This is a genomic window from Sorangium sp. KYC3313 (genome assembly GCF_052075895.1).
GTDB classification, from domain to species: domain Bacteria; phylum Myxococcota_A; class Polyangia; order Polyangiales; family Polyangiaceae; genus Sorangium; species Sorangium cellulosum_B.
Window position 1 is genome coordinate 8,742,705 of sequence record NZ_CP197255.1, and the last position, 25,270, is coordinate 8,767,974.

Consider the following 25,270-nt stretch of genomic DNA (forward strand, 5'->3'; position numbering starts at 1 on the left):
GCGCGCGCTCCCCGAATGCCCCGGGTGCTCCGATTATTGGGGTGAATTCCGCTACTTAGGCCCTGCTGCCGCGCGGGATCACCCCTCGCCGATGGCGATCCCGAGCGCCTGACGCAGCGCGAAATACTGATCGCTCGTCGAGAAGACGATCAGCTCCTTGAGCCTGTCCTGGGGCGGGAGATCCCCGGGCTGCTGCGGCTCGGCGGCGATGATCTTCTTCGCGATCTCGAGATCGCCCGAGAGGAGCAGGCCGGTGCGCGCCGCGGTGATGTCGACGCACTGGACCCACCGCTTGATGTTGGCCTTCGCGCCCTCCGCAAGGAACTTCTTGACCACCATGCGGAGCCCCTCGAGCTGCATCGGCTGCATGAACCCGCGGAGCGTCTGCGCGGTCGCCGTGATCTGCTTCTCGATGTCCGGCGGGACCGACGTGTCGGGCGCGACGAGCTTGATCCCGGCGAAGAGGAGCACCGTCAGCTCGGTGACCGTCGGGAACAGCGTCTTGATGTAGTGCTCGCCGCGGTACATCGCGAGGTGCTTGCCGACGATGAACGTGAGCTCCTGCGGCGAGAACCCGGTCAGCACGGTCTGACCCGCGACGGACGCCGGCTGCTCGTTCGCCACCGCGACGAGCGCGCCGGGCACGTCGCTCCGCACGTAGAGCCGCGGCGCCGGCAGGCCGAGGACGTTGGCCGCCCACCCGAAGGTCCGGGCGAACGTCACCGTCGAGGTCGCCGGATCCTGCAGGAAGCGCTGATCGAGGACCGGCAGCTCACGGCGCTGCTTGAGCGTCTCGATCTTCGCCCTGAGCGCGGCCCCCGCGATCATCTCGAAGATCTTGCCGACGTAGAGGTTCTCCTCCTCGTGGAACAGGTTTCTGATCCACTGCTCGTTGTCGAGCCGGCTCTTCGCCTGGATGAGCCCCTGCGGGCGGTAGTCCTCGAAGTACTGCTGCTCGTCGGGATCGGCCTTGCGGAGGAACGACAGCGCCGCTGCGACGCACCAGGCCTGGTCGTAGCGCTTGCCGTCCACGTACAGGCGGTAGAGCCGCTTGTACGGGTCGATCTTCATCGGATCGATCTTGACCATCGCCTGGAACTCGCCGGTCGCCAGATCGAACTGCTCCGACTGCTCGTAGAGCTCCGCGAGGATCAGGTGCTCCGTCGCGTCCTCGGGCTTGAGCCGCGACGCCATGCGGAACGTCTCGAGGGCGGCCGTCCTGTCGCCGAGCCGATCGCGGTAGATGAGCCCGAGCGCGTGCCAGAGGCTGTACTCGAGGTCCGTGTTCCCCTTGCCGGCGACCCTGTGCAGCATCTTGCGGTACGCCCGCTCGAGCTGCTTCCACTCCTTCTGCGCCGTGAGGATCTTGTTGATGCGCTCGAAGGCCTCGAGGGAGTGCGGGTTCAGGTCCAGCGTGTCGTTGAACAGCTCCACCGCGCGCGCCGGGTCGTCCAGCTTGTCGCGGTAGATCTGCGCCATCGTGTAGAGGTAACGGCTCTTCCGATCCGGCTGCGGCTCCAGCTCCGCGATGCGCTGGAGGCAGTCCACCATCCGCTCCCACTGCCCCGTGCGCTGGTAGAGCTGGAGCAGCTTGTGGAGCAGCACGTGGTTCTGCGGCTCCAGGTCGAGCGCCTCCTCCAGGGCCTCCACGCCCTTCGGGATGTTGTTCTCCCTGTCGACCCAGATGTCGCCGATGTCGTTCAACATCTTGAACCGCTCGGCGCCGTCCATGATGTTGTCGAGGATCAGCCGCTTGTAGTGGCAGACCTGCTTCCAGTCCTTGAGCGCCTCGTAGACGGCGACCATCGCCTCGAGCGTCGGCCGGTGCGCGGGATCGGCCCCGAGCGCCTTCTCGAAGTTGTTGACCGCCTGCTTCGACTGCCCCTGCGCCTGCTTGATGCAACCGAGCTTGTAGTAGACGGTCGCGCGCTCCTCGGTCTCGGCCTCGTCGAGGCTGGTGAGCACCTTCTGGTAGTTCGTCAGCGCGCTCGCCCAGTCGCCGAGCTTGAAGCTGACATCCGCCAGGCCCCGGATCGTCTCCTGGTCGGTCAGATCGAGGTTGTGCGCAGCCGTGTACGCCTTGAGCGAGGCGTCGTCCTTGCCGAGCCGATCGAGGACCCGCCCGAAGGTCCGCTGCAGCCGGTGCTGCTCTGACCTATCGCGCTTGCCGCTCTTCCTGACGAGCATCTCCGCGAGCGGCTCGGCCTGGGCCCACCGCTCCGTGGAGACGTACTCGTTGAGCAGCGGCATCGCGGCGTCCTCGTTGTCGGGGTCGCTCTGGAGCGCCATCTCGTACGCCTGCACCGCGAGCGCGTGCTCGCCGAGCATGTCGTCCCGGAGCTTGCCGAGCTCGACGAGCAGCCGCGCCTTGGCGCGGGGCGCGTCGGTGTTCATCTGCTCCTGATCGAGGTAACGCGCCGCCCGGTCCCAGTCGGCCGCGTCGATCGCGATCACCCGCAGCGCAGCCAGCGTCGGCACGTGCGACGGATCGAGATCGAGCGCCATCTCGAAGCGCTCCTGGGCCTGGACCCGCTCCCCGAGCTTCTCGTCGAGCTGCCTGCCGATCCGGAAGTACATCTCGACGCGCTGCTTGCCGTCGGCCGTCAGGTCGGCGACGCGCGTCATGTACTCGATGGCCTTCGCCGAGTTGTCCTGCTTCTCGTAGAGCTTCGCCAGCGCCTCCAGGGCCGGGATGTGCGTGTCCTGGATGTCGACGATGTTCAGGTACGCGTCGATGGCGCGGTCGAGGTCCTCGATCTCCTCTGCGTAGACCTTGGCCGTGTGGGCCCAGAGCTCGATCTTCTTCTGCCGGTCCTCCGCCGCGTTGATGTGGCGATCGTAGGTGCTGATGAGATCGTGCCACTGGCGCAGCCGGCGATAGCAGCGCTCCAGGGCCTCGAGCGCGGGCTCGTGGCTCGGGTCGATCTCGACCACCTGCTCGAGGCGCGCGGCCGACAGATCGGGCTTCAGGAACTGCTCCTCCTGGAGGGTCGCGATCTTCATCAGCACGTCGATGCGCTCGCGCTCCGTGGTGACCACGTCGAGCTGCATCTCGAGGACGCGCACGAGATCGGGCCACTGGTGCGTCGCCGTGTAGACGCGCTCGAGCCCCCGCATCGCGAGGAGGTTCGAGGCGTCGATGTCCAGCACCTCGCGGTAGACGGCGCCGGCCTTCTCGATCAGGCCGAGCTTGGACTCGTAGAGGCCGGCGGTGCGCAGCTTCACGGCCGCGACGACGTCGGACTCGTTCACGGCCCGCGCCTTGCGGAGCAGGACGTCGACGAGATCGTTCGGCTGATCGCGATCCGTGTAGATGCGCTCCAGCGCCTCGAGGGCCGGCAGGTGCAGCGGATCCACGTCGAGGGCGCGCCGGTAGAAGCTGAGCCCCTGCTCGACCTCGCCCATGTGCCTCTCGAGGACCTCGCCGAGCTCGGTCAGGACCTCCTTCCGATCGACGTCGGTCACCGCGACGTTGAGGGCGCTCGTCAGCATCTGCCCCTGCTGCTGCCACTGGCCGGTCTTCTTGAAGAAGTTCGCCATCTGGCGCAGCACGGCGACGTTGTTCGGGTCGTGCGCGAGGATCTGCTGGTAGTACGGCTGGGCGTACTCGGGGTGGCCGAGGTCCTCCGCGTACCACTTGGCGAGGCGCAGGCAGAGCGTGATCTTCTGGAGCGGGGCCGTCTGCTGCTGCAGCCACCCGTTCACCGTCTGCACGAGCTCGGGCCAGCGGTTCGTCGCCTGCGCCATGCGCTCGAGGTAGCGGACCGTGTCCATGTCGGAGAAGTCCATCTCGAACGCCGTGAGCAGCGCGTCGAAGGCCTGCGGCTTGTCCTCGAGCTGCTCCTCGAAGACCCGGGCCACCTTGCGGAGGATGTCGGTCTTGTCGGAGACCTCCTCGCGCGACTCGAGCCGCGCGAGGTAGAGCTCGATGAGCGGCTCGCTCCGCCGGGCCGCATCGTGCAGCTCCTCGAGCGCCGCGAAGGCCTGGTCGTGCGTCGGCTCGAGCTCCAGGACCTTCTCGTACGCGAGCGTGCCCCGGTCCTTCTCCTCGACCTGGTGCTCCCAGATCTGCGCCACCTCGAGGTACTCGCGCACCTTGTCCGCGGGTGACTCGTAGGCCGCCGCCCGGCCCATCTTCACGTCGATGACCTCGACCCAGCGCCCCTCGGCCCGGAGCAGGTTCTCCAGGGCGGCCATCGCCTCGAAGTCCTTCGGGTCGACCTCGAGCAGCTTCCTCCAGGCGTCGATGGCGTCGTACGCCTGCCCGAGGACGTGCTGGTAGGTCGTCCCGAGCTCGCGGTACAGCGCGATCACGTTCTCGGCCGGCAGCACGTCCCGCGCCCGATCCACCGTCTGGTGGAGCGAGCTCACGATCTGCTCGGGCTCGTTGCGCAGCCGCCAGATCGCCGCGATGGCGTAGAGCGCCTCGAGGTTCGCGTAGTCGATGTCGAGGACGCGCTGGTAGTCGTCGAGCGACGAGTCGTCGCGGCCGAGCTGCTCGTGGAACAGCTTGGCGCGGCGGAGCAGCACGGCGACGCGCGACTCATCGTCGATCGCGATGTCGTAGTGCCGCTCGAGGACGTCGCAGAGCTCGGACCACTGCCCCACCCGCTCGTAGAGGTTGGACAGCGCCCCGAGCGCCTCCGGATCCTCGCCCCGGAGGTCGAGGACGCGCTTCCAGGTCTCGACCGCGCCCTGGACGTCGTTCAGCCGATCGGCGAGCAGGTGCGCCATCTTGGCGCGGATGTCGGCCTCCTGGCTGTCGCCCATCGCGTTCTCGAGCTCCCGCTCCAGCACGACCTTGAGCTGGGTCCAGGCGCCCTTGGCCGTGTAGATGCGCTCGAGGGCGCTGATCGCCTGCTCGTTCGTCGTCTCGAGCTCGTCGAAGATGCGCCGGAACGCGCGGATGGCGTCGTCGAGCTGACCGAGCCGCTCCTCGTAGGTCTGCCCGAGCCGGAGGTACAGGTCGACGAGCTCCGGGCGATCCTCGGTCGCGCGCACCCGCTGCTCGAGCACGCTCGCGAGCTCCGGGTACTGCTCGAGCTGCGTGTAGATCCGATCGAGGTTCGAGAGCGCCTCGGCCTCGAGCGGCTCGATGCCGAGCACGTACCGGTACGTCTCCTCGGCCTTGGCGACGTCGCTGAGGTCGGTCTCGAAGACCCGCGCGAGCCGCTTGCCGATGCCGGTCTGGACGTCCTTGTCGCTGTGGATGCCCAGCACGTCGGCGTACGCGTTGGCGAGCATCTCCCAGCCGCCGTCCACCGAGCCGGCGAGCCGCTCGACCTCCTCGAGCGTCTTCTCGTCGCCCGGGTACTCCTTCAACGCCCGCATGAAGACGGCGAGGGCGCCGTCCGGCGAGATGAGGCGCTCCTCCTGGAGCTCCCCCAGCCGGTAGTACATCGCCTGCCGCTCCTGCGCCTCGGTGAGGTGGGTGAGCTCCGCCTCGAGCACGCCGCCGAGCTTCTCCCACTCCGCCGCCGCCTGGTAGAGCGGCTCCAGGATGGCGCCGATCTCGATCTGCTTGATCCCGGCCGCGAAGAGCCCCTCGAGGGCCTCGAGCGTGGGCGAGTGCTCGGGCGCCGCCGTGAGCACCTCGCGGTACGCGCCGATGGCCGCGGGCAGGTCGTTGAGGCGCGTTTGATAGACCACGCCGAGCCGGTACTTGAACTCGAGGATCTCGTCCGGCGACTGCGCGATCTCCGACTCGCGCGACAGGATGGTGACGAGATCGCCCCACCGCTCGGTCGCGGTGAACAGGCGATCGAGCGACGCGATCGCGGTCTGGTTCTCCGGCTCGACCTCGAGCACGCGCCGGTAGCGCGCGACGGCGCTGTCGATGTCGTCGAGCTGCGTCTCGAAGATCTGCGCGAGCCGGAGCCCGAGCTCCACGAAGCGCGCCGGCTCCTCGCCGAGCCGGCCGAGCTCCGTGTCGTACAGCGCGGCGACCTGCGGCCAGCGGTTCACCATCATCGCGAGCCGCTCCAGGTTCGAGAGCGACTCCTCGTTGCCGATGTCGCACGTCACCGCCCGCGCGTACGTCTCGAACGCGGTGACGTGGTCGCTCAGCATCTCCTCCGAGAGGCGCGCGACGCGGTGGAGCAGATCCACCTTCTCGTACGGGTCCTCGGCGACCTTGACCCGGACCTCGAGCACGCTGATCAGCTTCTGCCACTCGCCGGAGGCGTCGTAGATCGGCTCGAGCACCAGCGCGGCGCCGAGCGGCTCGCGGCTGCCGTCCTTGATCTGCTCGAGCGCCTGCAGCGTCGGCTCGTGATCGGGCATCTGCTGCAAGAGATCGCGGTAGAGCTCGATCGCGCGGGACACGTCGTCGAGGTGCTTCTCGTAGAGCTCCGCGATCCGGTACTGGTAGCTGATGCCCTCCGCCGGGTCCGCGGTGATCTCCGCCTCGTGCTGGAGCACGCTGAGCAGCTCGAGCCAGTTCTGCGACGTCTGGTAGAGCACGTCGAGCCGCCCGAGCGCCTGGAGGTCGTCCGGATCGATCTCGAGCACGCGCTGGTACGTGTCGATCGCGCTCGCGACGTTGCCGAGCTCGCGCTCGTACACCGCGCCGATCTGGTAGTAGATGCGCTTCTTCTCGTTCGAATCGAGGACGAGATCGGCCTTCTTCGCGTAGACCGAGAGGAGCTCCTGCCAGCGTGAGAGGCTGAGGTAGAGCTTCGTCAGCGCGTCGATCGCCCGCAGATCCTCGGCGTCGAGCTCGAGCACCTTGCCGTAGACGGCGATGGCCTGATCGTGCCGCTCGAGCACCTCCTCCTCGAGGCTCGCGGCCTGGAAGAGGGCGAGCTTTTTCTCGCTCAGGTCGTCGAGGATGTCCGCCTTCTGCTGGAGGATCTGCGACAGCTCGTTGTAGCGCTCCGAGGTCCTGAACAGCCGCTCGAGCGACTCGGCCGCGTGCAGGTTGCGCGGATCGATCTCGAGCACGCGCCGGTAGTGCCCGACGGCGCTGTCCATGTCGCCGAGGTCTCCCTCGTAGATCCGCGCGCTCATCGTGTAGAGCGAGCTCGCGAGCTCCGCGTCGGTCTGCTGCGCCGCCAGCGTCTCGAACACGCGCGCCAGGTCGGCGAAGCGGCCGGTCGCGCGCGCGAGCCGGTCGAGCCCCTCCTGCGTCGACTCCGACGCCGGATCCTGGCTCAGCGCCCGCGCGTAGGTGTCGAAGGCCGAGCTGAGGTCGCCGCCCGCGTCCTCGTAGAGCACGGCGATCTGGTGGAGCAGCTCGACCCGACGGGTCACGTCGTCGCTGCGCCGCACCTGCACCTCGTGCACCCCGATGAGCTTCTGGAAGTCGCCCGACTGGCGGTACAGCGGCTCGAGGATCTCCGCGATCGCGAGCTCGTGCTCGGCGACCTTCCCGAGGCGCTCGAGCGCCCCGAGCGCCTCGACGTTGGTCGGCTCGCGCTCGAGCACCTGCCGGTAGATGTCGATCGCCGAGTCGACGAGCCGCATCCGCGACTCCCGCAGCGCGGCGAGCCGGAGCATCAGCCGGATCTGCGCCTCCTCCTCGACCGCGATGCCGAGCTGCGCCTCGAGGTTGTCCGCCAGCTCTTCCCACATGCCCTGGCGGCTGAAGAGCCCGTCGAGCGCCGCCAGCGCCACCATGCTCGTGTTGTCGATGGAGAGGACCTCGCGGTAGGCGGCGATCGCCTCCTCCGGCTGCCCGAGCCGCTGCTCGTAGACCTCGGCCATCTGCGCATAGAGGCCCTCGCGCTCGGTCGGCTCGTGCACGAGCTCGATGCGGCGCCGGTAGACGCCGATGAGGTCGCCCCAGCGCTCGGTGCGCCGGTAGAGCTCGTCCATCGCCTCCAGCGCCTCCGAGTCGGCGGGATCGATCGAGAGCACGCGGAGGTAGCCGTTCGCCGCCTCCTCGACCTTGCCGAGCCGCTCGTGGATGCTCCCGAGGCGCATCCAGTACTCGCGGCTCAGCCGCGCGTCGCTCAGCGAATCGGCGATCTCGCTGAAGATGACGTCGAGCCTGTCCCAGGCGCCCGCCTGCGCGGCGAGCGACTCGAGCTCCGCCCGCGTCTCGGCGTGCGACGGATCGTCCTTGAGGGCCCGCGACTGCGCGTCGAACGCGCGGCCCAGGTCGCTCAGGCTCTCGGCCGCCGTGCGCGCCACCTTCCGGAGCAGCGCCACGCGCGTCGCCGTGTCGCCCTCGGCCGCGGCGAGGATCTCGAGCGCCTGGATCAGCTTCTCCCAGTCGCCGCGCCCCTCGTAGATCTCCTGCAGGATGGCCGCCGCCTCGGCCCGCAGGGACTCGTTCGAGAGCAGCGCCTCGAGCGCGAGGCGCGCCGCGTCGTTGCCCGGATCGAGGATCAGGATTTCCTTGTAGTTCTCGAGCGCTCCGGCCGCATCGTTCAGGTGCTTCTCGAGGGTGCTCCCGAGCCGGAACTTGAGGTCGATGAGCGCCTGCTCGTCGAGCGGAGAGTCGATCCGCTTGCGGAGCACGTCGACGTAGGACTCCCAGTCCTGCTGCTCGCGGTAGAGCTTGTCGAGCGCCGCGAGCGCCTGCGGGTCCGTCGGCTCGTCGTCGAGCACCTGGCGGTACGTCCCGATCGCCTGCGCCGCGTCGCGCAGCTCCCCTTCGTAGAGCTCCGCGATCGCATAGAGGATCTGCTTGCGCTCCTCCGGCTCGGTGACGATGCCGAGCTTCTTCTCGTAGATGCCGAGCAGCTCGCCGAACCGGCCCGTCTCGCGGTAGAGCCGCTCCAGCGCGCCGATCGCGGCCTGGTTCTCGCCGTCCGCCTCGTACACGGCGCGGAACTGCGAGAGCGCCTCGTCGATGCGCTTCACCTCGTCGAGCAAGACCCGCCCGAGCCGGAGCCGGAGATCGACCCCGAGCGCGATGTCCCCCTCGCCCTCGGCGCGCTCGATCGCCGACGAGTAGGACTGGATCAGGGCGTCCCACCCCTCCGTCGAGCGCGCGGCGCGCTCGACGTCATCGATGCACTGCTCGTCCTGCGGGGCGATCTGGAAGGCCGAGAGGTAACGCTCGAACGCCCGCTGCGGCTCCTTGAGGCGCGTCTCGTAGAGCGCCGCGACCTGCCTGTAGAGGTCGAGCCGGGAGACGTCGTCCTGGTCGTGCGAGAGCTTCACCTCGATGGCGCCGGCGAGCCCCTTCGAGTTGTTCGCCTGCGTGTAGATCGGGATGAGCGCCTCGGCCGCGGCGAGGTGCGAGCCGTCGATCGAGAGCACCTTCTCGTAGGCGCGCGCCGCGCGATCCGCCTTCTGCTTCTGGACCATCCAGAGCTCGGCGATCTTGACCAGCAGGCTGATCTTGGCCGCGTCGTCGGTCTCCTTGGCCTCCTGCGACTCGAGGACCCGGATGAACTCGTCCCACTTGCCGCTCTCGGCGTAGAACACCTCGAGATCGTCCCAGCGCTGCAGCTGGAGGTACGCCTTCTTGAGCGCCTCCTGGGCCTTGCGGTCCTGGGGGTTCAGCGCGATCACCTCTTGCCAGGCCTTGACGGCCGCCTCGTCGTCCTTCAGGCGCTCGCCGTAGAGCTGCGCGAGCTTGCTGAGGAGCGCGAGCTTCTGGGTGCTGTCGAAGGTCGTGTCGACCTGCTTCTGCAGCACCCTCGCGAACGCCTGGTAGTCCTTGTTCTTCTCGTAGAGCCCGGCCAGCGCGTTCAGCGCCTCGGGGTTCTCCGGATCGTTCGCGAGGACCTCGTCCCAGAGCTCGATGCAGAAGTCGACCTTCTTCACCCGCTCCGACGCGAGCTTCGCGATCTCGAGGTACTTCGCGGCGCGATCGCCGCCCTCCGGGAGCGCCGCGGCCTCGCGGCGGAGCAGCCCGATGAGCTTCTCCCAGTCGCGCCGCTTCTCGTAGCTCTGGCGGAGGAAGTCGATCGCCTGCGCGTGCTCGCCGTCGATCGCGAGGATCGCCTCGTAGCACTTCACCGCCTCGGCCGCGTTCGAGAACTTGCCCGAGTAGAGCTCCGCCGCCTTCGCGTAGTTGTCGATCTTCTCGGCAGGATCCGAGACCGCCTCGGCGATCTCGATCAGCGTCTTGACGTACTCGTTGTACCGCTTGGCCTGCTCCTGCTTCTGGGCCTTGGCCTTGAGCTCCTCGACGCGGCCTGCGACCTCCGCCCCGGGAGGAGGCGGCGCTGTCGGCCGCCGGCCGACCTCCGAATCCGCAGGCCTGCTCTCGGCGGGAGCCCGCGCGGGAGGCGGCGGCTCGATGTCGGCCACCGAGGACCTCGCGTCGCGCTCGTCCACCGACGAGGCGCCCACAGGACCGCTTGCGGGCGCGCTCGCCCTGCCGCTCACCGGGGCCGGCGCGCTCAACGGAGCCGGCGCGCTGACGGGCGCAGGCGCGCTGACGGGCGCAGGCGCGCTCGTGGGGAGCGGCGTGGCGTCCGCGGGCGCGACGGCCACGGGCGCAGGCACGACCGGCGCGACGACGACAGGCGCTGGCGCGACGACGACGGGCGCAGGCGCAACGACGACAGGCGCAGGCGCGGCAGCGGACGGCGGAGGCGCGGACGGCGCGACAGGAGCGGCCGTGAGGCGCTCGCCGATCTGCGCTTCGAACGCGCTCACGCTCGGGTGCGTCGGGGCGACCGCCGAGAGCCTCTCGAACCAGCTCCTGGCCCGGATGAGGTTGCCGAGCTGGCGCCAGGCGATGCCGCCCGCCTGCGCGATCATGTACGGGGAGCTGCCGTTCTGGTTGGCAGCGCTCTCCGCCAGCAACGCGACGCGCTCCCAGTTGCCCTCCTTCGTCCCCCAGAGCTCGCGCAGGTAGGCGAACGCAGCCTCGTTCGAGGGATCGAACCGGAGCGATTCCTCGAGGAGCTTCGATCCGATCTCGACGTTCTGGTGCCGCGTGGCCCAGCGGACGCCGAACTTGAACGCCGCCTCTCCGCGCGCCACGCCGGCGCGCCCGTCGAGGATGCGTCGCTGCGTCTCCACGATCGCCTGCGGCCGCTCGGCCTCGACGAGGAGCCCCTCGAACATCGCCGCGGCCTGCTTGTCGGAAGGCGCCGTCTCGTACGCCCTTCGGAGCAGGTCCTCGAGCTGACCGCGATCGAAGCGCTTCGCGAGGCGCGCCGCGCGGAGCAGCAGCCGCTTGCGCTCGTCGGCGCTCGCGACCGCGTCGGCCGCGTCCACCAGCTCCGCCATGCGCGCCGACCACGACGACTGGTCGACCTGCATGTCGAAGAGGCAGGCCCGCGCCTCCTCGCTCGTCCCGCCGGACGCGGCGAGGCCTTTCGCGTACATCTCCGTCGCGCGCTCGAAATCGCCCGCGTCGCAGAGCACGTCGCCGAGCTCCACGCGGAGCTCGGCGGCCGTGGTCCCCTCGGGGGCGTTCCTCAGCTCGAGCTCCAGGAGCTTCTGGACCATGTTGGTCTTGCCGAGGTCCCAGTAGATGGAACGAGCCGACTCCAGCGCCTCGAGCAGCGCTGGATTCAGCTTGTACGCGTCCTGGAAGTGCTTCAGCGCCTTGACGGCCTGAAGGAACTTCTCCTCGAGCAGCCGCCCGAGCTTCAGGTGATATGCCGCCTTCCGGGTCGCGTCCCCTTCGGCCGCAATCCCCTTCTCGAGCTCCTCGACGAGCCCTTGCCAGTCATGAACCGACTCGAGATGATTGAGACGCTGCGCAAGATCCATTGATTATCGACCCTCGGCCCCGACCTTCGAACGAATTGAAACGCTTAGGTGCCCCGTGCCGCGCGCGGCATCACGGCTATTGACCGCCGAGCCGCGCGACGAGCGTGTTCGCCGTCTCGCACTCGGTCTTGAAGCTCGCCGCCTTCGACCCCTTGCAGGCGCGCGTGGTGAACCCCTTGAGCATCTGGATTGCCTCCTGCTTGCGCGGCGGATCCAGGGTCGCGTAGGTGCTCCCGAGACTCCAGAGAATCTGTACCGACTCGGGACCATCCGTGGGCGCCACCGCCTTGGCGGCCTCGAGCTCGGACACCATCTCCGCCGTGGACCCCCGGTCCTGGTAGACCGACGCGAGCAGGCTGTGGACGCCGAAGAGGTACTTGTCCCCCGGCTTCGCGAACGACTTCGCCTCCTTGAGCACCTGCTCGGCCTCCTTCGTGTACCCGAGACGGGTGTACAGGTCGGCGAGCGCCGCGTAGTAGCGGATTTCGCCCGGATTGTGCTCGATCGCCTTGGTGAGGTTCTCGAGCGCCTTCTGCTCGTCGTCCGTCCAGAGGTAGACGTTCCCGAGCTGGGAGTAGCAATCCGCGAAGTTGGGGTCGTTCTCGATACACTTCTGGTACGGCTCTTTGGCCTCTTCGTACGAGATCGTCTTCTTCTTCGCCTGCTGCTCGAGCGCCCAGCCCCGTTCGAACCAGTAGTTGGCGAACTTCGGGGCGATCTGCGTGGCGCGAGCCAGCGTCGATGCGACCTTGTCCCACGACTCCGACTTCTTGTGTGCCATCGCCAGCTTGAAGAAGATGCGGTGGTTGTTCGGGTCGAGCTTGGTCGCCTGCTCGTACTTGTTGGCCGCACCGTCGGGGTTGACGGCGACCTCCTTGTCGGCCTGATTCGCCAGGATGACGGCCTCCTGGCGATGGCGGCTGCAGCCCAGGCCTGCCGCGCTCGCCGCGACCAGGCCAACCATCAAGAATGCCCCAAGCTTCATCTCGCTCACCTTTCGAATGGCCCCGGCATCGCCGGCCTCTGAGTGACCTGGGCGTCGCGTCGCCCCTCTTCAAAACGTCCCGGAGTCGGCTGCGCCGCTCCTTCCAGCGTCTCGGAGTCGGCTGCGCCGCTCCTTCCAGCGTCTCGGAGTCGGCTGCGCCGCTCCGTCAGCAATCTGGGAGACGGGCTGCCCCGCTCCGTGTGGCACCGTCACAAGCGTCCCGAGGTGGCGCGCGTCGAACCTCGCGCGGCGACGCGAGAATAGGCGGAGGCAACCGCGGAAGTCCAGGGCTTCAGACCCCGCGCATGCGCCTCGCTGCAGCGCCTCCACGCGGGGCCCCCGCCCTCCCCCCGCGCGGCGGGCGCGAGCTGGCCACCCCACGGCGCTCGCCGCAGGCCGCTGCCCACGCCCGGCGCCGGCCGCAGCCAGCGCTGAAACGAAAAACGCCCCGCACTTCGCGTGCGGGGCGTTCGCTCGAACCGAGCTGTGAGGCGGGCTCAGCCGCCGGGGCTGAGCATGATCGGGTAGACGACGGTGACGATACCGCCCTCGGGCTGCGGGAACGACAGGCCGTAGAACGCCCGAACGACGCAGGAAACCACGCCGTTGTCGGGCAGATCCGAACCGCCGTTACCCACGTTGGAGACCGCGCCGTCGCGACCGATGACGAAGCGCACCGCGACACGGCCCTGCAGATTCGGGTTGTTCCTGAGCCCGTTCTCGTAGCAGAGCCGGAATCGACCGAAGTTCTGGCGGACGATACGCTGGATGACCTCGGGGGGCAGACGGCCGCTCACACTGGTCGCACCCATACGCACCTGCGGCGGCTTGGTGCGATGCGACCCGCCGAGGCGGCCATGGCCGGAGCCGAAGCCCTGGCCGGTGCCGGTGCCGGCGCCGTGCCCGATGGTGCCGATCGAGCCGAGGCCGATGCCCTCGCCGCGCCCGCCGCCGCCCTCGCCGATGCCGGAGAGGCCGAGGCCGCCAGCGCCGAACGAGTCGCCGATCTGATCACCCCACATGTTGCCGCGGGCGCTCAGCGGATCGTTCCCGAGCGAATCGTCGCGTCCCCACGGCGCGGTCGGCGCGTTCGGATCGCCGCCGGCGCCGGCGTTCAGCAGCCCGATCATGCCGAACTCCGCGGCGTCGCGGAGCGCGGCCTGGCGGGCGATGTGCGGATCCGGGTTGTCGGCGGGCCCCTGGACGCCGTAGCGGTTGCCGGTGGCCTTGGTGTTCGGGTTGCCCATCGAACCCTCCTCACCCTTGGCGCGTGTACCGGTGCCGCCCTCCTTGTTGTCCGCCGCGTTGTCGGCGATCTGCTCGGTCTCCTTCTCCTCCATCTCCTTCTCGGCGGCCGCCGCGAGGTACTGCTGGATGAGGAACTGCTGGTCAGCGGAGATCCCGTCCTCGCCCGTATCGCCGAGGGGCGGCATGAAGAAGGCCATCGCCGCGAGCAGCCCGAGGTGAACCGCCATCGAGAGGCCCGTGTACAGCAGGCTCTGCGTGTCCAGCTGGAGGTGGCCGGCCACGACCTTGCCTGCGTTCACGGCGGACACCTGGAAGATGATGCCGTCGAGCTCGACCTTCGCCTTCCCGCCCGACGGAAGCGCCATCTGATAGGCGCCAGAGAGCTCGGAGCACGGCTGCGTGAGGCCCTGATCGATCGCCTGCTGCACCGTCATCTTCGGCCTACCCGGGATCTCGATGGTCCCGGTCGCGCGGGGCAGGAGCACCACGGAGACCGAGCCGGAGCGATCCGCGAGGAGGATGGGCGCCCGCGTCGTGCCGAGCTTCTCCGAGGGGATGAAGTAGTCGCACTTGAAGTTCTTCCCCGCCTCCTCACCCACGTAGAAGGAGCGCGGCGGCGTGAGGTGCTCGACGTGGAGCACCGCGGCATCCCACAGAATCATGACCTCGACCGAGGCCGCCGGGACCTCGGTCTCGTCGCTCGGCACGTCCGGCCCGTTCTTCACGAGCGTGTACGTGTAGGAGCCCTCGGGCGCGTCCGGGGGAACCTCGTCGACGGCCGGCGCCGACTGCGCGAACGGGTTGTTGTAGGAGAACGGGTCCGCCCCGCCAGCGGAGGCTGCGGCGAACGGGTTCCCAGGCGGCGCGGCCGCGAACGGATTCCCGGGCGCCGCAGCGCCGAACGGGTTCCCACCAGGCGCCGCCGCAAACGGGTTGGCGGGAACCGGCTTCGCAGGGCCCGCGGCCGCGGCGACCGCCACCGGCTCCGCGCGCTCCAGCATGATCTTCGTGCCGCCGATCTGGAGCTGGTCGCCTGGGCTGATCTTGCACTTGTTGACGCGCGCCCCGTTCACCATCGTGCCCGGCTCGTTGCCGAGATCGATGAGCGTGATGTCCTGCGGGGAGGCGACCTCGATGACCGCGTGCATGCGCGAGGCAAGCTCGTCATCGACACGCAGATGGCTCTTCGCGTCCTTGCCTACCTTGACGATATCCTGGGTGATCGTCTCCCGGCGGACGAGCGCCTCGTTTTGGTAGAGCGCAAATGTGAGAGCGACCCTTTGCTTGCCTTCCATCTCCGCCAGCCTTCCCTATGCGCCGCGCGGCGCACGCCCCCAGCACCGGGGGGTAAATCGATAGGGCAGGTGCCAAACCTGCCCGTCACATCAGAGGTTCTCGACCGACTTGAGCATCTCCGGAACGAACGAGGTGCGGGGCCTGATCAGCGTCGTCCGGACAGGGCCGGGCCGCACGCGGATGGTGGCGTCGTTGGGGCCGAACCCGCCGGCGTTCAGCGGATCGTCCGAGAACTCGTACCCGTACCCCTCGTCCTTCTTCCCACCGCCAGGAGCCGCTCCCTGCGCGAACGCCGATGAGGCGACCACGCTCGTAAGAACGGCAGCCACGACTCCCGCACCCAATCGGGTCAACCCTCTCATTCCAGCCTCCTCACAATGTTTCGACTCGGTTACAGTGCCATTGTACCGCCTTCCGCGGCGGCCGGTCAACCAGCTTCGCATGCTATCGAGGCGTCGGAGAGCACGACCCACACACGCCTCGACAACCGATTCCACCCAAGGTTCCCAGAACGCGGCGACGAAGACGAAAAGAGCGAGCCCCCTTCTCCTTGATGCAGCTTCGTGCAGCGAGAGAAGAGGGCTCCAGGTGCCGCTGTCTGTCGCACCACCACGCAGTCCGACCCGCCCGTCGAGCTCGCCCGGAATACTACCGTATCCCTCGCTCACCCTCCTTGCGACCCGGACCGCTCGAGACGTCCGCTGTGGCGGGGCGCATCTTCGTGTGCGACGGGCTCATCCGCGTCGTTCGGTTCGCTGCGGCGTACCTTTGCACGCCGCACTCACCTGCCCAGCGACTGAGCCCGTGTCACACGAACCTGCACCCCGCCATCGACAGCGCGCAGGACGAGGGTCCGTTACTGGGCAGGAGCCGGGGCCGGGGTCGTCGCATCGCCCCCTTCGCCCTCGCTCCCGGCAGCTGCCTCCTGCTCGGCTTCCTTCGTCTTCATGTCGGCCTCGGCCGCCTTCCGCTCGGCCTCGGTCTGCTTGTTGAAGGCGATGATCTGGTCGATCTCGCTCATACGCTCCTTCGACCGCTTCACCGCGTCGGCGAACTCGGCGCTAGCGCCCGCCTTCTGGATGAACTGGCCGAACAGCCCCTTCGCCGACATGAGGGCGCCCTCGGCCCCCTTGCCGCCCGACTTCGCCTTGTACTCCTGGGTCAGGATCGCCTCGTTGTAGTAGGTCTCGGCGCGCTCGGGGGCGACCTTCTTGGCGGCTTCGAGCTCAGCGCTGGCGGCGGCCACCATGCTGTCGAAGTTCGCGTCGTCGATCTGACCGCGCAGGGCGAGCGCGAGGCCCAGATGAGCGTCGTAGTCGTTCGGACGCATCTTCAGGGCCGCGCGGTACGCCTCGTCCGCCTGCTGGAACCCGCGGAACTGGAGGTTCACCGCCGCGTAGTTCATCTGCGCCTCGTAGAAGCTCGGATCGAGCCTCCTCGCGAGGTTGAACTCCTGGACGGCGCCGTTCAGGTTCGCGAGCTCGACCTGGATCATCCCCGCGGTGTTGTGGATCGGCGCGTAGTTGGGGTTCTTGCGGATGGCCTGGGAGCAGACCAGCGCCGCGAGCTCCAGCGCCTGGGTGTCGACCTTCTTCTGCTTGCTGACGTTGGTCGCGACCGCCTTGCCCGTCTTCCTGCCCGCCTTCTGCTTCGCCGTCTCCAGGTAGTAGATCGCGAGCTGGTTGAACGCGGGCATGAAGGCGTCATCGACGGCCAGTGCGCTCTGGATGTACCGCTTCGCGCGCTGGAAGTCGTTGGGGCCATCGTTGTCCGCAACCTGGTTGCCGCGCTTCATGTACAGGAGCGCGAGGTGCACGAGCGCCTCGACGTTCTTGTACTGAGCATCGACGACGGCGGCCTGGCGCATCTCGCTGATCGCCGCGTCGAGGTTCCTCTCGCCCGACTCCGCGAGGTTGTAGAGCGCCACCTGGACCCGCGCGGGGTGGAACTTCGGGTTCTTCTGAAGCGCTTGCGTGAAGTGCTTCTTCGCCTCCGAGTCCTTCTTGCAACGCTGGTACGAGAGCCCCGCGTTGTAGATGGCCTCGGCGAACGTCGCGTCCCCTTGCTGGTCCGCCGCGTCCAGGAACAGCTGGGCCGTCGAGCTGCAAGTCGCCTCGGACCAATCCCCAGCCTTGTCGTGCTGGACCATGGCGTCCATGGCGGTCTTGAACTTGTTGGCCGCCTCGACCGACACGGCCTGACCCTTGCTGTCCGTGATCGTCTTGCCCGTCGTCGGGTCCTTTGCCCCGTGCGCCGCACCGCCGGTGCTGCCGCCGCCACAACCCGTCGCGGCCAGAAGGAGCACCGCAACCGCTGCCAATGAGGTGATGCTTCTCATGTTTCGCTCCATCACTTCCTGGGTCGGGTCGTGGCCCGATCGAGCGCCGAGCCTTCCTTGGACGCGCCAGCCGCCTTCTTATCCTCGCCCGCCTTCTTGTCCTCGCCCTCTTCCTTGTCCTTGCTCGCAGCCGGCTTGTCGGTTGCGGTCAGCGCTTCTCGGAAAGGGGTCCCGTCGAGGTTCAGCGGCGCAGGGCGTTCGCTCATGCCGGAGTTGACCCGCGACGGCGAGCCACGGAATTCGTCGATGAGGTGGTACTCGGCGCCGTAGTTCTTCGACAGCCACACCTCGCAGGTACGCGAGTAGTCGTCGAAGTACTGGTACTTCACGGACAGGTCGAGGCAGGTCTTGAACGCGCCCTTCGCCATCTGCTTCTGCGGCTCGCTCGCCTCGTCGAGGCGCGAGTAGTACTCACCCCGGATCTCGTCGTACGAGACGTCGGTGCCCGGGACCATGCCGTGCCCCTTCCATTCCTTCGGGATGGGCGCGGCACGGAACTCGGCGACGAACTTGCCCCACATCTGACCGACGCGCGCGCCGGCCGCGATGACCCACTTCGGCGGAGGCGTCGGCTCCAGCTTGAGGATCTTCTGGTACTCGACGTCAGCCGCCTCGATCGCCGGGCGCTTCTTCTTCACCCAGTCGGCGACCTTGGTGTTGATGTGCTTGAGGACGTCCTCGCGGTTCCCGGAGCCCTTGTACTCGGGGAACTTGATCTTATCGACGTCCTTCCGCTTCTGCTCGGCGAAGTGGAAGTAGGCCTCGCCGACCGCGGTCAGCACCTTGCCGAGCCGGCGCAGCTTCTCCGGCTCCTCGCCGCCGATCGCGTCGAGCTTCTTGAGCGCGGCCGCCGGGTCCTTCCAGTAGCCGCGGACCTTGTTGTACTCGCCGTTCGCCGGGGTCACGCTCTTCGTCTGCAGCAGGACGCGCGCGTACATCGCGTGCGCCTGCACCTGGACGTCGAACGTCGCGTTGCGATCGATCTGCGGCATCGCCGTCGACAGCCGCCGGCGCGCCTGATCCCAGTCCTCGCGATCGATGTAGTGCGCGCCGATCGCAAACGCGATCTGCGCGGTCTGCGCCGGCTTCGCCTTGCCGTAGTTCTTGTTGAAGAGGTCGGCGTCCTTGATCGCCTGGTCCTCCTGACCGAGGCCGAGCCGCAGCACGACCGCGTCCTGGAGCGCCTCGGCGGCCTTGTCCCCCTTCGGGTTCTCGCGGGCGTAGCGCTCGTACCAGTTCGCCGCCTCGTCGTAGACCGCGATCGCCTGGTAGTTGCCGCCGATCTCGTAGATCGACGTCTTCGCCAGCTCGGTGTTGTGGAGGCCGTACCGCGGGTCGAGCAGGATCTTGCGGGCCGAGATCGACTTGGCGATGAGGCGGGCGGCCTGGAACGCCTTGGCCGCGTTGTAGAGGATCTCCTCGCTCTTCTCGCACGCGGGCTGCTTCGCCTCGCAGGCGGCCTCGCCGTACTTCTTCCACATGTCCATGTACGCGCCGGCGGCCTTCTCATAGTTCTTGAGGGCCTCGACGCCGCCGGCCGCGTCAGCAGCCTCGACGAGCTTCTGCGCGCGCAGGCGCTCGATGTCGCGCTGGATGCGGATCAGGATGCCGCACTGCTCGGCGTTCTCCTTCTCCTTGCCGCCCTTGCAGTAGAGGTCGATGAACTTGGGCACATCCGCGGCCATGTCGTCGTAACAAGACGGACGCGGCGGATCCATGTTCGCGCCGAGGACGTTGAGCGACTCGAGGTAGAGCTGAGACGCGTAGATGCCGACCTCCTTGTCGGCGTGGTTCAGCGCCACGTCGCGGAACGCGAGCGCGGCCTCCTCCCAGTGCTGCGCCTCGAAGTACGTGCGGCCGCGCGCGTACTTCACCTCGACGTACTGCTCCTGGGCCTCCTTGTCGTTGGCCGCGGGCTTGATGTAGCAGACGTACCGGTTGAAGGCGGTGATCATGCCCTTCTGGCTGTCACTGAAGTCCTTCGGCTGGAACTTCGCCTTCTCCGCCTTCTTGTCGCCCTTCTTGCCCGTCCCCCCGTCGGGGAGGTTGCCGGACCCCTTCTTGTCGGAGCCGTCCTTGTGGGTCTCGGTGTAGATGTTCTGGTAGCAGAGCACCGAGGCGTACGCGGCCTCAGCCGCCTGCGGGCCGTTCGGATCCTCGGCCACGACCGAGTCGAACGCAGGACCGCACTTGGCCCAGTCCTTCTGGAAGTACAGAAGGTCGGCCATCGCGTACTTGATCTTGAAGATGTTCGGCCAGTCCTCCTTCAGGATGCGGGGGAACTCGAACTTGGCGAACTGCTCCTGCTTGAAGTTGTTGACGACCTTGTCGTAGAGCTGCGCGGCGAGCTGCATCGTCTTCTTGTCGCCGGTGCCGCGCACGCCGCCCGAGCCCACCGCCTCGAGGTGCCAGGCCATCGCCGTCTCGGTCAGCAGACCGGCGGTGATGTTCGAGCACTTCAGCTTGGCGTCCGCCGGGTGCCCCTCGCCCTGGAACTTGTTGTGGACGTCGAGCTGGCGCCCGAGCTCACCCATGATCTGGTCCTTGTTGCCAGACTTCATGGCGAGCGTCGCCTCCGCGATGTGCCCCTGGTAGACGCAGTACCTCGGGCCCCGATCGCGGGTCATCAGGTCGGTGTAGAGCTCGATGCCCTCCTTGTAGTGACCGGTGTCGAGGTAGTTCTGCCCGAGGTCGTCCATCATCTTGAACGTCTTCTCGGAGCTGCCGCTCGCGTCGCCGCTGAGCGGACGGAGGAAGTCGTGCGACTTGCGCGGGTCGCCCGCGAGCGCGTAGACGGGGATGATGTCGCGCCGCGCCGAGACCGCGAGCTGCGCCGCGTTCGGCATCTGCTGGAACTGCTGCCCGTACTCGATCGTCTTCTTGAACTCGCTGATGGCGCGGGCGAAGTCGCCCTTGTTCCAGTAGACGTACCCGAGCTTGTAGTGGGCGTAGCCCCAGACCTTGTTCTCGGGCGGCGGGTACTGGGTGACCTTGACGTACGACTGCTCCGCCAGGTCCCACTTGGACGGGTCGCCCTGCGCCTCGTTGAAGAAGAGCTCACCGAAGGCGAGGTACGCGTTCGGGATGTACTTCGAGTTCGGCCAGTTCTTGATGAGCTCGAAGTAGACCTTGCGTGCGTTCTCGAGCTGCTGCGCCTGCTCGTACTCGTACGCGAGGTAGTAGAGGACCTCGTCCGTGCAGCCCGTGCTCTTCGCGGGGTCGGCCGCGTTGGTGCTCTGGCAGTACTTCGGATACTGCGTCTTCAGGTCCGTGTAGTACTTGATCGCCTGCTTCCGCGCGAGGACGAGGATCTTGTCGGCCTTGCCGATCTCGGCCCGGAGCCCGGCGACCGCCTTCGGGTTCTTCCGCTTGGCCTCGTCCGCCTTGATCTGCCCCTCGGTCTTGTCGCGGAACGCCGCCGACTCGAGCTCGACGTAGCCCTCGGCGAGGCGCCGCATCAGCTTCGGCCGGTCCGGAGCGTTCTTCGGCGTCGAGGAGTACAGTCCCTCGAGCCCCTGGATCTCCGTCACCAGCAGGCTCCTCACCTTCGGGGCGAGGCGATTTCGCCGCTCGTCGCGCTGCGCCGAGGCCTGTGAAGCCGTCGGATTGGTCGGCTTCGTCAAGTCCTCGCGCTTCTTCAGCTGGATCCCCTGCGGGGCAGACTTGAAGCTGACCTGCGGCTTCTTGCCCGCCGACACCTGGAGCTTGCCGCCCGGACAGGCGGCGATCGCATCCTTCGCCGGCTGCGTGATGCACGCGTCGGCCGCCGACGCGGGGCTCGTTGTGACCGCGCACGCCGCCACGGCCAACGTACCCGCCGCCGCGCGGAGCGCATGCAGTACACCGAACTTCGACTGCTTCATCTCCATCTCCGTCCCTCCGCCACGGACCCCCGTGAGGAAGCGCTGCCTGCCCCGCGACCTCCGGCCGCGGGGCCAACCATGATGAAATCGCTCACTTGCTGCACTTCGACGTCACGACCTGCCGGTAGAAGCCGAGCTCGTCGCGCCAGTACTCGCCGTCGAACGGCCAGAGCACGTGCTCGTCGTCGGGCTTGACGACGCCGTACGTGAGCGCGTCCTCCTTCGACAGCTGGCCGCTGACGACCTGCTGATCGAGCTTGTTCCTTTCGGCCGCGGTGATGTCGATGAGGATCTTCGACGAGTCGCGGAGGTGCTCGTTGAGCTCGTCGAGGTTGCGCTGGTAGCGCTCCCGGCCGAGCGTGCCGGCGTTCCGGATCGCGAGGCTCCTCGCGAACTCGAGCGCGTCGGTCACGTCGCTGCCGACCGGGGAGTTGCGGAAGTTGACGGGCGCCTTCTTGAACCGATCCGCCTCCTCATCGAGGATGCGCACGTACTCCATGTTGCGGCGGAGCTGACGGTCGGAGAGCGCGTTCTCGACGATCGGCCGGACCCTCGGCGGGATGTCGCCCTTGCCGGCGCCCACGTCCTTCAGGAACTGGAAGAAGCGCTCCTCGTTCCCCTCCCCCTGGTACCGCACCAGGATCGACTCGAGGTCCTTCTTGATCGGCTCGTACTTCTTCTTCATCTTCGCGACGATCGTGGTCGCGTCGCCGTACTGGCAGATCGTGAACGAGACGACGGCCTTCAGGATGTCGGCCTCGGGATAGAACGAGTTCGGGAAGTACGGCGACTCGATCGTGTGGATGTTGCCGAGCGCCTGCGGGTACAGCCCGGCCATGAAGTACGCCCAGGACTGCTCGAAGAGGCTGTCCAGCCAGTACTCGCTCGCGACATCGACGCGGTTCCAGTACTTGACGGCGGCCGAGAGCTTCGCGGCGTCGATCGTCGGAACGTTGTTGTCGTCGAGGCGGACCGAGGCCGAGTAATAGGTGCGCGCCATCGAGAGGAACGCGAGGTCGCGCATGCGCGCCTCGTCCTCGAGGCCCTCGACGCCCTCGTCGATCGCCTGGACGATACGCTGGAACGACTTGACAGCCGGCACCGACTTGCGCAGCTGCACGTACGAGATGCCGCTGAAGAACTGGGCCTGGACGTAGTACTTGCTGTTCGGGTCGACCTTGGCGAAGAGGCTGATGGCCTCCTCGTAGTTCCGGTTCCGGTACTTGTAGCGGCCGAGCAGGTAGTTGAGCTGCCAGTAGAGGTCGCGCTGCTGGGGGTTGTTGAACCGCGCGATCTGCTCGGTCTTGTACTTGCCGACGCGCTCGATGATGTCCGCCGGCTCCGGGAGCTGCGTCGCGAGCTTGGACAGCCAGAGCAGCGTCTCGTTGAACTTGAGGTGGTTCGGCTTGTCGGCGATCTGCGAGAAGATCGCGTAGCTCGCCTGGTAGAACTGCAGGCGGTAGAGCGCGATCGCGAGGTGGTACTGGGCGATCTGCTTGTTGCCATCGTCATCGCCGGTGTCGCCGTCGACGACGCGCTTCAGCTGCCTCGCGGCGTCGCTCCACCGCTCGCTGTCGAAGAGCCGCTTGCCCTGCGCCGCCTCCTCCGTCATCTGGCCCGCGGTCACGGGGCCGGCATCCTCGTCGAGGTTGACCTCTTTGCTGGGCTTCTTGTCGCCCTTGGCGTCCGCCTTTTCAGCCGCGACGGGCTTACCTTTGCCGGGCTGCGCATGCCCCACGGCGGGGGCTAGCAACAGGGCAGAAGCTACAAGGCAGATACTCGCCACCCGGTTCCGCATCGTCGTTCCTCGCTTTCGGCGACGTAAAGATCGTGGCCCCTTCGCCCCGTTCGCGGCTCCACACACGGAGAACGCGCGCCGTAGACCCCCGAGGCAGCTCGGTCAGGAACCAAAAAGTTCAATGAGAATCAACGGATACTTGCGTGTGGCGGGGGATGGTAGGATTGTGGCGCGCAGCTTGTCAAGCGATGCCGGGCGAGGGGCGCCCTCTTGTATTCCCGTCCTGAGACACCGGGCGCCGGGTCGACCTTGGGGTTGCGCACTGCGTAGGAGTCGACGGTGGAATTATCGAACGGAGGCGCGCCCGCTTCCTTATGACGCGATCGTCGCGCCCTCGCCGCGCTGCCCCCTCCGCCGCCGCCCGGACGACGGTCTGACCGTCCGCTGCCAAGGGACCAGCGCGCGCAGGGTCGAACGGCTCGCACCGGCGGCGCCCGCCCACCTCGGCGGCGTGGACGGGCGCGCCCCATCCGGCTGTTGACGCTCGAGGCGCGCTTCGTCTAGGGTCCAACCGCTGACGTTGTGCCTTTGAGCACCTCGACTTGAGCGTTTTCTTGCCTCCCGTCCGCGCGCCTCTGCCGAAGCGGTGGCGCGCACCGCCGCCGAAGGAGCACGTTCTGATGACCCGTTCCATTCTGTCCGGCCTGCTCGGCCTGCTCAGCGTCGTCGCAATGGCGAGCCTGCCCTCCGCGTGCGAGAGCGGCGGCGTCGGCGACCCGTGTCTGCCTGAAGACGAGTACGATTCGCAGTTCGCTGGCTTCAAGGTGACGGAAGAGAACATCGAATCGCGATCCTTCCAGTGCCAGACGCGGATCTGCCTGGTGAACCACTTCCAGGGGCGCGTGAGCTGCCCGCTCGGCCAGGAGGCGCCCGCGACGTGTACGCCCGGGCAGGGCGGGTGCACCACTTGCGAGGAGTCGGGGACGTACGCGCCCGACTGCGAACCGTCGAGGCCGGACGGTGGCGCGAGCCAGTGCCTCAGCGGCATGTGCGACCCCGCGGGCGCCTTCTGTCGCTGCGGCGCCGACGCGGACTGCCCCGGCAACGGCTGGAAGTGCGAGGAGGGCGTCTGCAAGCTGTACCTCTGCCGCGACGGCTTCACCGGCTGCCAGGACCCGACCAAGTCGGCGGCAGAGAACGAGGGCAAAGCCTGCTGCGTGCCGGGGACCGACGACCAGGTCGCGTCGCCCGTGTGCGGCCAGTGCGCCGCCAACTCGAACCGGAACGCCCAGCAGGCGGTGTACTGCTCGTGCCGGTGCGGCGTGGCCGACGGCGAGCCGGACGACCCGAACTTCAACTTCTGCGAGTGCCCGCAGGGCTTCACCTGCTCGGAGATCCGGCCGAACGTCGGCCTCGGGGACCCGAACATCACCGGCAAGTACTGCATCAAGCAGAACACGGGGTTCGAGAACGAGGGGGCCTGCGGCGACGTGCAGGGCCGCGCCAACTCGGACCAGTGCGAAGGCTTCTAGGCGTCGGGTGACCGGCCGTCGCGGTTCGCGAAGCCCTCGCCCGACGACGGCCGATCTGGCCGGCACCTCCCTCTCCCTCCCTCCCAGCGACGATTCGGGCTCACGCGACGGGCGCACCGCCACGCGCAGCGCGCCGGCGGCTTCGGCGACGAGCCGGACCGCGATCGGGCCCGCTGGCGCTCCGGCGGCCGACGCGCGGCGAGCGCTCGGTGCGCGCGCGGAGGACGCGGTGGTCGCTCACCTCGCCGCGCAGGGCGTGGAGATCGTCGCGCGCAACGCGCGGGTCGGGCGGCTGGAGATCGACGTGATCGCGCGCGACGGCCCCGTCATCGTGATCATCGAGGTGCGGACGCGCGGCGCCGGCTCGTACGTCCGCGCCCTCGACAGCATCGACGCGAGCAAGCGCGCCCGCGTGCGGCGGGCGGGCGAGCGGCTCTGGCGCGCCACGTTCTCGCGCGTGCGCGGCGTGGAGCGGATGCGCTTCGACGCCGCGTCCGTGACGTTCCTCCCGAGCGGAGAAGCGAGCGTCGAGATCATCAAGGCCGCCTTCTAGCGCGGTGCTCGCGCGCTGCGGATACGGGCCCATCTCGACGTTTTCGGTACTCGGCGTACTCAAGTACGCCTCCGTGCCGAAGACGCCGA

General features: G+C 68.0%; 9 protein-coding genes. 2 read left to right on the forward strand and 7 right to left on the reverse strand.

Going from position 1 to position 25,270, the window contains the following annotated elements; translation table 11 throughout:
* Nucleotides 1–78: 78 nt before the first annotated feature.
* From ACSRUE_RS33200 to ACSRUE_RS33230, 7 genes are all read right to left on the reverse strand, one after another.
* Nucleotides 79–11,628, reverse strand: coding sequence for a tetratricopeptide repeat protein (locus tag ACSRUE_RS33200; RefSeq protein WP_441287102.1), 11,550 nt, complete (start codon nt 11,626–11,628; stop codon nt 79–81).
* Between the two features lie 76 nt (nt 11,629–11,704).
* The gene (locus tag ACSRUE_RS33205) at nt 11,705–12,613 is read right to left on the reverse strand and encodes a tetratricopeptide repeat protein (RefSeq protein WP_441287103.1); all 909 of its coding nucleotides are present in this window, start codon (nt 12,611–12,613) and stop codon (nt 11,705–11,707) included.
* Nucleotides 12,614–13,110: 497 nt separating this feature from the next.
* Complete coding sequence (locus ACSRUE_RS33210) at nt 13,111–15,156, reverse strand: AgmX/PglI C-terminal domain-containing protein (RefSeq protein ID WP_437768230.1); 2,046 nt, start codon at nt 15,154–15,156, stop codon at nt 13,111–13,113.
* A gap of 90 nt (nt 15,157–15,246) precedes the next feature.
* Complete coding sequence (locus ACSRUE_RS33215; protein ID WP_157906686.1) at nt 15,247–15,486, reverse strand: hypothetical protein; 240 nt, start codon at nt 15,484–15,486, stop codon at nt 15,247–15,249.
* Nucleotides 15,487–16,013: 527 nt separating this feature from the next.
* A complete protein-coding gene (locus ACSRUE_RS33220) occupies nt 16,014–17,495 on the reverse strand; it encodes a tetratricopeptide repeat protein (protein WP_441287104.1) in 1,482 nt (493 codons plus the stop codon).
* 11 nt (nt 17,496–17,506) lie between these two features.
* Nucleotides 17,507–21,358 carry a tetratricopeptide repeat protein gene (locus ACSRUE_RS33225; protein WP_441287105.1) on the reverse strand — a complete coding sequence of 1,284 codons (3,852 nt, stop codon included), beginning with the start codon at nt 21,356–21,358 and terminating at the stop codon, nt 17,507–17,509.
* Between the two features lie 91 nt (nt 21,359–21,449).
* Nucleotides 21,450–23,111, reverse strand: a complete 1,662-nt coding sequence (locus ACSRUE_RS33230; RefSeq protein ID WP_441287106.1) for a tetratricopeptide repeat protein — start codon at nt 23,109–23,111, stop codon at nt 21,450–21,452.
* 665 nt (nt 23,112–23,776) lie between these two features.
* Between ACSRUE_RS33230 and ACSRUE_RS33235 the strand changes: the two genes are divergently transcribed.
* Together ACSRUE_RS33235 and ACSRUE_RS33240 are read left to right on the forward strand one after the other, a co-directional pair.
* On the forward strand, nt 23,777–24,628 hold the full coding sequence (locus ACSRUE_RS33235) for a hypothetical protein (protein WP_441287107.1): 852 nt from the start codon (nt 23,777–23,779) through the stop codon (nt 24,626–24,628).
* A 229-nt stretch (nt 24,629–24,857) separates the two neighbouring features.
* Nucleotides 24,858–25,181 (forward strand): YraN family protein, encoded by a 324-nt coding sequence (locus tag ACSRUE_RS33240; RefSeq protein WP_437916305.1) that lies wholly within the window; start codon nt 24,858–24,860, stop codon nt 25,179–25,181.
* Nucleotides 25,182–25,270 lie beyond the last annotated feature (89 nt).

Bases quoted from the DNA above. Each gene is read 5' to 3' on its own strand.
- ACSRUE_RS33235 (WP_441287107.1), top strand. From the start codon at position 23,777: ATGACCCGTTCCATTCTGTCCGGCCTGCTCGGCCTGCTCAGCGTCGTC.
- ACSRUE_RS33210 (WP_437768230.1), bottom strand. From the start codon at position 15,156: ATGGAAGGCAAGCAAAGGGTCGCTCTCACATTTGCGCTCTACCAAAAC.
- ACSRUE_RS33225 (WP_441287105.1), bottom strand. From the start codon at position 21,358: ATGAAGCAGTCGAAGTTCGGTGTACTGCATGCGCTCCGCGCGGCGGCG.
- ACSRUE_RS33205 (WP_441287103.1), bottom strand. From the start codon at position 12,613: ATGAAGCTTGGGGCATTCTTGATGGTTGGCCTGGTCGCGGCGAGCGCG.
- ACSRUE_RS33200 (WP_441287102.1), bottom strand. From the start codon at position 11,628: ATGGATCTTGCGCAGCGTCTCAATCATCTCGAGTCGGTTCATGACTGG.
- ACSRUE_RS33220 (WP_441287104.1), bottom strand. From the start codon at position 17,495: ATGAGAAGCATCACCTCATTGGCAGCGGTTGCGGTGCTCCTTCTGGCC.